Here is an 8,259-nt window from a genome sequence, read left to right on the forward strand (position 1 = left end):
GGCGTTCGGGGGAGGGCGGGCGGTCGTGCTCGGCGGCGCTGCCGACGTCGGCGGTTGAGGTCATCAGGCGTTTCTCCACTCACAGGGGCGACGCGCGGGCGCGTGCATCCAACAGGTTTCGAGGGTCGGCGCGGGCTGCGTCATTCGCAGGGCGCGGCGGTACGCGGGTGGCGGCGTGGCGAGCCGCGACCCGGAAAGGGGAAATCAGATGAGGGAGAAACGCAGGGGTGGGCCGCGCCGGGAGATCGCCGTGGCACACCAGGAGTGCAGGCAGGGGACGCGCTCGTCCGTTGACGGGCGGAGGGTGTGGAGGTGCGGCTCGACCAGCCCGCCGGCCAGGACCGACAGGGCCCGCCACCAGCGTCGGATGGTGGTCCCGGCGAGATGCAGCAGGGCTGCCAGGGCCGATTCCCCTCGCTCCAGCCACCAGGCCGACAGGAGCGCCGTCATGACGTGCACCAGGAGCATGCCCACCCCGCTGCCGTGCTCCTGTGAGGGCGGAATCGGCGTGACCGCACCCGCGCTGAACAGGTGGTGCATGCCGTACTGGCTGGCGAAGCAGGCCGCGAGCAGGACCTCCATGCCGCGCTGGCGGCGCCCGAGCACATAGGCGCCCGTCCAGGCCAGCGCGAGCGCACCGAGCAACACGTCGAAGCGCACCAGGCCGCCGCCGGCCAGCCCGTGCCAGGCGGCCGAGACCAGCACGCACGCCGCGGCGAACACCGCGGCACGCATCGCGCGCAAGGAAGGCCCGCTCACATGCACGCGGTCATAGTGCCATGTGATCGGAAGTGTGCCTACCGGGCGAATACGCCAGAGGCTGTCTGAACCCGGAAAACGCAGGCTACGTATCTCCACCCCGGGACGTCCGCCCTGTGCGGGTGAAAGTTTCACGCGCTGACCTGGTCCGATGACGGAAACGGAGCGTGCGGCGGCATCGCCAGAGAAAGCTGCATCAGGCTGAGCGGCGGGGTGTCTTGCCCGGCCACGGCTCGCCCCCGCGATAGGAGCCTTCGGCACCGTGCCTGTTCTCGCCGTTTGCACGCTGGTGTCCTTCCTCGCTCCTGTTCTCGCAGCGCTGGGTGCCCAGTAGCCGCCCCTTCTCCATCCGGGAGCCGATACGGGAGAGCTTGAGGGGCTCCCCCGTACCGGCCAACTCTGCTTGATCAGGCCAGCAGGGTCTGGCCGATCCAGCCGTCCGGGCCGCAGCCCGGCGGGATGGCGAAGACGGCGGAGCCGATCGGCGTCGTCCACTCGTTGAGCAGGTCCGCCTCGGCCAGCCGTTTCTGGACCGGGATGAACTGGCGGGTGATGTCAGCCTGGAAGGAGGCGAACACAAGCCCCGAGTCGGAGGTCCCGTCGGCCGCGACGTCCTCGTCGTAGTTGTAGACCCGGCGCAGCATGCGCTGGCTGGGATCGCTGACGTGGGCGCGGCGGATGTGGGCGTACTCGGAGATGACCGGGAAGCCGGCCGGAGTGAGCCGGTTGAAGTCCGGCTCATCGTGTTCCCGCTGGCCGGTCACGGGCGCGCCGTCGGGCAGACGGCGGCCCACGGTGAACTCCTTGGCCACGGTGTCGGCGGCGTGCCACGTCTCCAGCTCCGCCCGGATGCGTCGCAGCACCAGGGTGGTGCCACCCTGCAACCGGCCTTCCTTGATCCACACCGCCTGGTCGAAGTCCGCCGTGCCGGGAGCCGGGTTGACGGTCCCGTCCAGCTGGCCCATGACGTTGCGCTGGGTCATGCCGCCCGGCTGGCTGTGGGCGGCGCGGCGGAACCCGCGCTGAGTCCAGCGGACCTGGGCGAACGAACGGGCGTCCTTGACGATCATGCGGAGGGTGTGGGTGACGGTGAGGGGGTCGTCGGAGCAGATCTGGATGAGCAGGTCGCCGCCGCTCCAGCGCGGCTGCAGCTTGTCGATCTTGAAGGCGGGCAGCGCGGCCACGGACTCTGGGCGGTGCTTCGCCACGCCGGCGGCGTCGAAGAACGCCGGCCCGAAGCCGAAGGTCACGCTCAGCCGGGCTGGCAGTGCCGCCAGCTCGGGCTCGGTGTCGGCGAGCGCGGGCCGCCCCTGGGTGAGGCGGCGGGCGTCGTCGGTCAGCAGCCGCATCATCCGGGCCAGCCCGTCACGGTCGACGCCCTTGCGCAGGTCGAAGGCCACGAAGACGGCGTGAGCCTGCGGCGGCGTGGCCACTCCCGCCTGGTGCGGCCCGTGAAAGGGTTCCACCGCGCGTCCGTCGGCCGGCGGAGCGGTAGGTGCGGGGCTGGTGGCGGGAGGTGTCGAGGCTGTACCGGCTGAGGCCCCGGTGGTCACCGCGGCAGCGGCAGCCAGCGCGCCTCCGCTGAGCAGCCCGCGCCGGGACAGCCGGGGCCTGCTCTGCAGCTCCAGCCCGGTTGGCTGCTCAGCCATTGTGGCTCTGGCGATCTTTGTGTGGCGGCGTCACAGATCGTGAGCAGGTTCAGTGGGCGCAGAGGATGATCTTCCGGAGAAGGTCGAAGTTGGCTCGGCCGTATCGGCTCCTCTTGAGCGCTTTGACTCTCGTCACGTTGCCCTCGACCGCGCCTGAGCTGTGGGGCAGGGTGAGCCCGTTGACGACGGCGTCCAGGTCGCGGCGGATGCCGTGGGTGAAGGAGTGCAGGCCGGGCAGGTCGTCGGCGTCTACGGCCGCCATCCACGCTTGAAGGTTGTCGGCCGTGCCGGTCAGTGTGGTCATCATCTGGGCGAAGGCGGCGACGTGGCCGGCGGTGGCGTCCAGGCGCGGGCTGCGAGCGCGCAGGTCGGCGAATCTGGCCTGGTCGTCCGGGGTGAGCCGGTCAGTGCGGCGGGTGATCCACTGGGTGGTCTCGCGGATGGTCGGTGCCGAGGAGGGTGCGTGGGCTGCGGTGGCCGAGGCCCGCAGCGGGTGCAGATAGCGGCGGACGGTCTGTGGGCTGCCCAGGTATCCGTGTGCTTGGATCTCTCGGGTGAGGCGGGCGGCGTCGGTGCAGCCGTCGTTGAACCGCTGGATCAGGTAGGGCAGGTAGGGGGTGAGCAGGTCGGATCGTCCGGTCGCCTTGGTCAGCAGGTCCTCGACCGCCTCGGCGCGGGCGAACCTGCGGACGGTGGGCCGAGACAGCCGCAGCTTGCGTGCGATCGCCGAGATCGTCCAGTTCTTGGCTGCCAGTTCCCGCACCGCGGCGTAGCGTTCACGGGTCCGGACGATGAGCCGGCATTCCTCCTCCGATGGCTGATCTGGCATCGGCTCTGGCGGGAGTGCGTTGTCGAGCTGCTGGTCGCCGGGTTCCTCGTGGGCGGGTTCAGCGGCATCGGCGTCGGGTTCACGCAGGTCGGCACGGCAGGCGATGACGGTCTTCTCGACCGCGTCGCAGAGGTTGCGCCAGAGATGGAAGCGATCAGCAATGTGAATCGCCTCAGGTGCCCCGGCCTTGGCTCCTGCCGCATAGGCTCCGGCCCTGTCTCTGCAGATCACGTGGACGCCGGGATGGTCGCGTAACCACTGCTCCAGGGCGTCGGCGGTCCGGTCGTCCAGCACGTCGATGGGCTGGTGGGTGTCCATGTTGATCAGCACGGTGGCGTAGGAGCGTCCGCGCTTCTTGGAGAAATCGTCGACCCCGAGCACGGTGACCTGGCCGATCTCGGGGTCGGGCAGGGCGCGGACCAGACCGATCAGTGTGTCCTGGCCGACGCGTACGCCGAGTTGCTCGAGCAGCCGGGAGGCGGCGCGTCCGGCCAGGGCCAGCGCCATCAACTCCAGCAGTCGGCGCAGCAGTTTCGCGCGGCGGGCGTAGCGCTGGGTGAGACCGGGCACGGGCTCGGCGAACGTCCGGACCGGGCACGTCGGGTTCTGGCAGGTCAGGCGGCGGACCGTGAGCGCGATCAGGACTGGGCGGCCCGCAGCGGGCAGATCATGCAGCAGCCGGTGGTAGCGGCCATGCACCCGCGACGAGACGGTGCCGCACGCCCGGCAGGCCGCCGGCCCGCCCTCGGTATGGGCCGTGACCAGCACGTAGTCCCCGTGATCGGTGACCTCCTCGACGAGGAGTTCGGCCAGCTGGGGGAAGAACATCCGCAGGCAGCAGGCATCGCCCGCCACCGCATGCTGCGCACAGGGCACAATGAACCTCGCGGCCGCTCAGGTGATGATCAAATTCTTGGTCGAACAAGATCTTCACGGGGCGGCCGCGCCTATCCATGGCCAGTTATCCGATTGCGATCAGTTACGGGCGAGAGTCTCGACCACTGTCTGTGACGGCGCCACACAAAGATCGCCAGAGCCCCAAGAATTCTCGGTCGTAGTTTCCGTACTGAAGCAAGTCCGCCAGCCCGTGCTGATCTGTCGGCACTCGAAGGTTGGAGAGCAACTCCTTCCGCCACGACGCATCCAACCGTGAGCTGGCCGCGCCGAGCGCCTTACCAAGCGCCGCCTGTAACCGCTTCTTGCCTGCGTCCCTCGGATACGAAAGCGCTGCCATGAGATGACGGAACCGCTCGGTCCCCAGCGCGTACAGCAGCGTTGTGGCGAACTGCTTGTCGCCCGCTCGCTTCTCCAACTCGGCGATGGTCTTTTCATCCACCTCGCCGTACCGGGTGACCTCACCTAGCTTGAGCGCGGCTGCGTACGCGTCGGGATCGCCTGAAGCTCTGTTGTACAGCGCCTCGTCGAAGGGACGCAGCCCGCCGGTTGTATCCGTGCCCCATTCCGTGGTCACGGCCTGGATCGTCTCGTTGCGCCGACGTAACTCCGGGCGCTTGGCTCCGATCCAGTTGCCGAGTTCCCGCATCGCGTTCAGCCGCGAGGTGTCCAGATCGAGATCCTGCAACATCCGACGAATAACCGGCTCGCTTCTGCCGAGCGTGGTTTCCGCCTGGCCGAGATCGCGCTCGAAGTCGTGCATTAGCTTCGGATCAATCCCCGAATAGTTTCAGTCGGGCGGTTGAGCGATCGGCGGCGGAGTCAGAGACGGAGGCGCCGGAGTCGTATCGGTGCGGGGAAGGGGATCGGCCGTGGGCCGTTCGGGAGTCGCCTGCGGAGTCGGAACTGGTGACGGCGAGGTCGTCATGACGGGTCTCCAGCTCGTACGAGGACGACCGGATTGTCCCCCCAGCAAACCCGTCCCCGCGAGGGGCGCATAACGTACCAGCATGGTCATTCCCCGGCTATGAGACGCCCAGACGCCAAGACGTACGCAGGGGCGGCCCTCTCCGGTTCGGTCCTATAAACATACGGTCACACCAGGCCGGCCGAGTAGGCAGATACAGGCTGGATCACTGGGTTCGGTGGAGACGCCTTGATCGTTAGCATCCATGTATTGGAGTGTTGGGAGGCTGGCACTCGTAGGCGGGTTGAGCTACGGCTGTGCGAACGGAGCCGTGGTCTCATGATGATGAGCGCGCACGCAACCGCCCGCAGGCTCGATCGAGAGGCGCAGCGCGCAATGGAGCTGTGACTCCATGCCGCGCGGAAAAGTACTCCGGGGAGGGGCATTTGTTGCGTTTCCCCGCGGACAGGGCTGATGTGCTCGGTAACTCCCACAAGCTCACCCCCGATGAGCAAAGGGATCAGTCTGTGAGGGAGTGAGGGGCTGGGTGGACACGGAGCCGGGCGAGAAGCCGAAATGGAATTTCAAGAAGGCCGTCCGCACGATCCCTAAGGGGGCGTGGGTGGCTGCGGCCGCCTCCTGGCTCATCGGAACCGCTGCCGCGATAGGCGGTTTTCTCTCCGACGTGAACGGCTGGTGGCTGAGCCGGCAGCCGTTCACCACGAACCTCGTGAGCGCCATCACGAGCTTCCTGTTCGCGGTGCCCATTGTGCTGCTGGGATTCAGTCAGGTCGAGGAGTATCTCAAGGAGCAGCAAGAGCTGCGCGCCAAGCGCCTGGAGGAACGCGAGGCGGAGTTCGAGCGGCGCGCCTTCCAGAGGGATGAGGAATTGGGCCGCCGGATCCAGCGGCAGGAAGAGGAGCTCCGCGAGCAGGCACGACGGCAGGACGAGGCTCGGCGGGCCGCAGCGGAGCAGGAGGCGCGGCTTCGTGAGGCCATGAGGGCGGCCCACGACACGATCGAGCGTATGATCGCCGGTTTGGATTCGATCTTGCGGGATCGGGAACACATCGGCGAGTTGCACACTCTGCTCTGGCAGACCACTCTCCCGTTCCCGGACGATCGCGAGAGTATCCGGGCGCTGCAGCGCATGCTGGATCTGTGGGCGGGGGTGATGCCCTCGACCGAGGCTCTGCGTGCGAAAACGAGCGTACTGGTGGGCGAGTGGAGGGCGATTCCCGCCGAGGCGAAGGCGTCGTTCGACCAGGGCACGGTGCGCGACGTCGACAGCGCACTGGTACGCCTGTCTAAGGCCGCTGCCACTGGCGAGCTCCACACCAGGCATGCGGACATCGTGGCACTGGTGGCGCGGGCCCAGGACTTGATGGGCACCGGCAAGCGGGACAAGGGCCTTCGGCTGTCCGCGCTGGAACAGGCGGCGCGCAGGCTGGGCGGCGAGTTCGGCCAGGTGGACGTGCGGCAGCCGCTCGACGACCTACTCAGCCTGCCGGCCATGCTCAAGCGCCTGTCGCCCACCGCCGTGCCGCCGGCCGGGGTAGGTGACCAGCCGACGACAAGCCGAAGCTTGAGTGGGTGACCTGTCGGCCCGCCGGAAGAGCCTGGATCGCTAGTTTTCCGCGACCGCCCCTGGTACGCATCCTGCGAGCCCACCTCGCTACGTTCAACGAAGGGCCACAGGACCGCCTCTTCTACGGCGTCAAGGCCGACGACCTCCCGTTCATCACCTACCGCCGCGCCTGGAAAGCCGCCCGCAAGAAGGCCCTGACGGAGAAGGAGTTCGCCTCACCACTGGCCGCTCGCCCCTACGACCTGCGCCACGCCTGCGTCTCCACCTGGCTCAACGCCGGAGTTCCTGCGCCTCAGGTAGCCGAGTGGGCGGGACACAGCGTCGATGTGCTCCTGCGCATCTACGCTAAATGCATTGTCGGCCAGGACGAGGCGGCCAAAAGGAGGATCGCCGACGCTCTCGGTGAGTAGGCGGGAGAGCTTGGTCAGTTGATCGGTCTTTCCTGGGGCTACGCATACGAACTGATACCAGAAGTGATCGTCTAGTAACCATCAGCTCGTGATATCGGGGGTGACGATGTCCAACCTTCCGCCGTCTGCCTTCATTCGCAGGACCCCATCGCGGCCTCGACGCAGTTGGCGGGGACTGTGGCTGGCTCTCGCGTTCACCGGAACCCTGGGTTTTGGCTGCGGTCTCGGATTCTCTGTCGGACAAGCAGTCCAACCGCCTCTCCGACTGCCAGCGCCGCGGGTGGCCGCTATGTCATTGGAGAAGGGGAGAGGCGTCCCGATCTCTCCCGCTCCTCGCCCTGTTGGCCCAACTCCCTCTGCCATACGAACGGAAGCTGCGTCCCCGTAGATCGTCCGTCGGCCGGCTGAACGCAAGGTGCATACGACGGTTGGTAAGGGCCGCAAACGCCACCAGGGACATGTTCGGTTTAGGGCGGAGAGCAGGGCATCACAAGCTGCATCGCCATCCCTGCCGGCGCTTTGAAGGCTTCAAGGCGCGAGTGTGCAGAAGCCTCTTCACCGTCCACCGGTGAACGGCGGCGTGAAGCGGCCCTGCCCTCACTAGAAGGAACCGTGCGAAGGCAGAGGGACCGTCGCCGAGACAGTGTTCTGGCCGCTACGCGCGCCGACATTGGACCCGGGTTGCACCCCGTCCATGGGCTAGTCACCCCTACCGCATGGGCTTGCGCCGATCGGGTGGTCCGCGCGGCCGTGTACGCCCTCGACGGGCTCGACGTCCTGGTGCTGGCCACGGCCGTGATGCCGGTCGCCCCGATCAAGCGGACCACCGACGACCAGTGGCAGACCGCCCTCGGTGCGACCCTGGACGCCGCCATCCACCTGTGCCGCGCGGCCCTGCCGCACCTGACGCGGGCGGTGGTGGCGGTCGGCTCGGTCAACTCCTTCCTGGCCCCCCCGGGACTGCCCGCGTACGCGGCGGCCAAGGGCGGGCTGGACGCGCTGATGCGGCAGATCGCGCTGGAGTACGGCCCGGCCGGAATCAGGGCGAACGTCGTCGCACCGGGCCTGATCGGCGGCGAGGGGCTGGAGAACGCCGCGGACGGCTACCCGATCGGCCGCACCGGCACCCCAAGGGACGTGGCAGAAGCGGTCGCCTTCCTCGCCTCGCCCGCCGCCTCCTTCATCACCGGCGTGACCCTCCCGGTGGACGGCAGCCTGTCGAT

7 protein-coding genes are annotated in these 8,259 nt (G+C 68.1%); 3 read left to right on the forward strand and 4 right to left on the reverse strand.

What is annotated here, in order from left to right; translation table 11 throughout:
• Window positions 1-204 precede the first annotated feature (204 nt).
• The 4 genes from ETD86_RS50600 to ETD86_RS50615 form a co-directional block, all read right to left on the reverse strand.
• The gene (locus ETD86_RS50600; protein ID WP_138673764.1) at window positions 205-735 is read right to left on the reverse strand and encodes a hypothetical protein; all 531 of its coding nucleotides are present in this window, start codon (window positions 733-735) and stop codon (window positions 205-207) included.
• 431 nt (window positions 736-1,166) lie between these two features.
• Window positions 1,167-2,408 (reverse strand): Dyp-type peroxidase, encoded by a 1,242-nt coding sequence (locus ETD86_RS50605; RefSeq protein WP_138673765.1) that lies wholly within the window; start codon window positions 2,406-2,408, stop codon window positions 1,167-1,169.
• 49 nt (window positions 2,409-2,457) lie between these two features.
• Window positions 2,458-4,113 carry an ISL3 family transposase gene (locus ETD86_RS50610; RefSeq protein WP_211370841.1) on the reverse strand — a complete coding sequence of 552 codons (1,656 nt, stop codon included), beginning with the start codon at window positions 4,111-4,113 and terminating at the stop codon, window positions 2,458-2,460.
• A gap of 103 nt (window positions 4,114-4,216) precedes the next feature.
• Window positions 4,217-4,894, reverse strand: coding sequence for a hypothetical protein (locus tag ETD86_RS50615; RefSeq protein ID WP_138673766.1), 678 nt, complete (start codon window positions 4,892-4,894; stop codon window positions 4,217-4,219).
• A 691-nt stretch (window positions 4,895-5,585) separates the two neighbouring features.
• Here ETD86_RS50615 and ETD86_RS50620 point away from each other — a divergent pair.
• The 3 genes from ETD86_RS50620 to ETD86_RS50630 all read left to right on the forward strand — a co-directional run.
• On the forward strand, window positions 5,586-6,635 hold the full coding sequence (locus tag ETD86_RS50620) for a hypothetical protein (RefSeq protein WP_138673767.1): 1,050 nt from the start codon (window positions 5,586-5,588) through the stop codon (window positions 6,633-6,635).
• Window positions 6,632-7,036 carry a tyrosine-type recombinase/integrase gene (locus tag ETD86_RS50625; protein ID WP_138673768.1) on the forward strand — a complete coding sequence of 135 codons (405 nt, stop codon included), beginning with the start codon at window positions 6,632-6,634 and terminating at the stop codon, window positions 7,034-7,036. The genes ETD86_RS50620 and ETD86_RS50625 overlap by 4 nt, the downstream gene beginning before the upstream one ends.
• A 612-nt stretch (window positions 7,037-7,648) precedes the next feature.
• Window positions 7,649-8,259: SDR family NAD(P)-dependent oxidoreductase (locus ETD86_RS50630; protein WP_246149460.1), on the forward strand; the 611-nt coding region annotated here is incomplete at its 3' end.

Source organism: Nonomuraea turkmeniaca, from assembly GCF_005889735.1.
Classification (GTDB): domain Bacteria; phylum Actinomycetota; class Actinomycetes; order Streptosporangiales; family Streptosporangiaceae; genus Nonomuraea; species Nonomuraea turkmeniaca.

What these genes read in the sequence shown, in the direction of transcription:
- ETD86_RS50600 (WP_138673764.1), bottom strand. Translation starts at nt 735, where the DNA reads ATGCGTGCCGCGGTGTTCGCCGCGGCGTGCGTGCTGGTCTCGGCCGCC.
- ETD86_RS50605 (WP_138673765.1), bottom strand. Translation starts at nt 2,408, where the DNA reads ATGGCTGAGCAGCCAACCGGGCTGGAGCTGCAGAGCAGGCCCCGGCTG.
- ETD86_RS50615 (WP_138673766.1), bottom strand. Translation starts at nt 4,894, where the DNA reads ATGCACGACTTCGAGCGCGATCTCGGCCAGGCGGAAACCACGCTCGGC.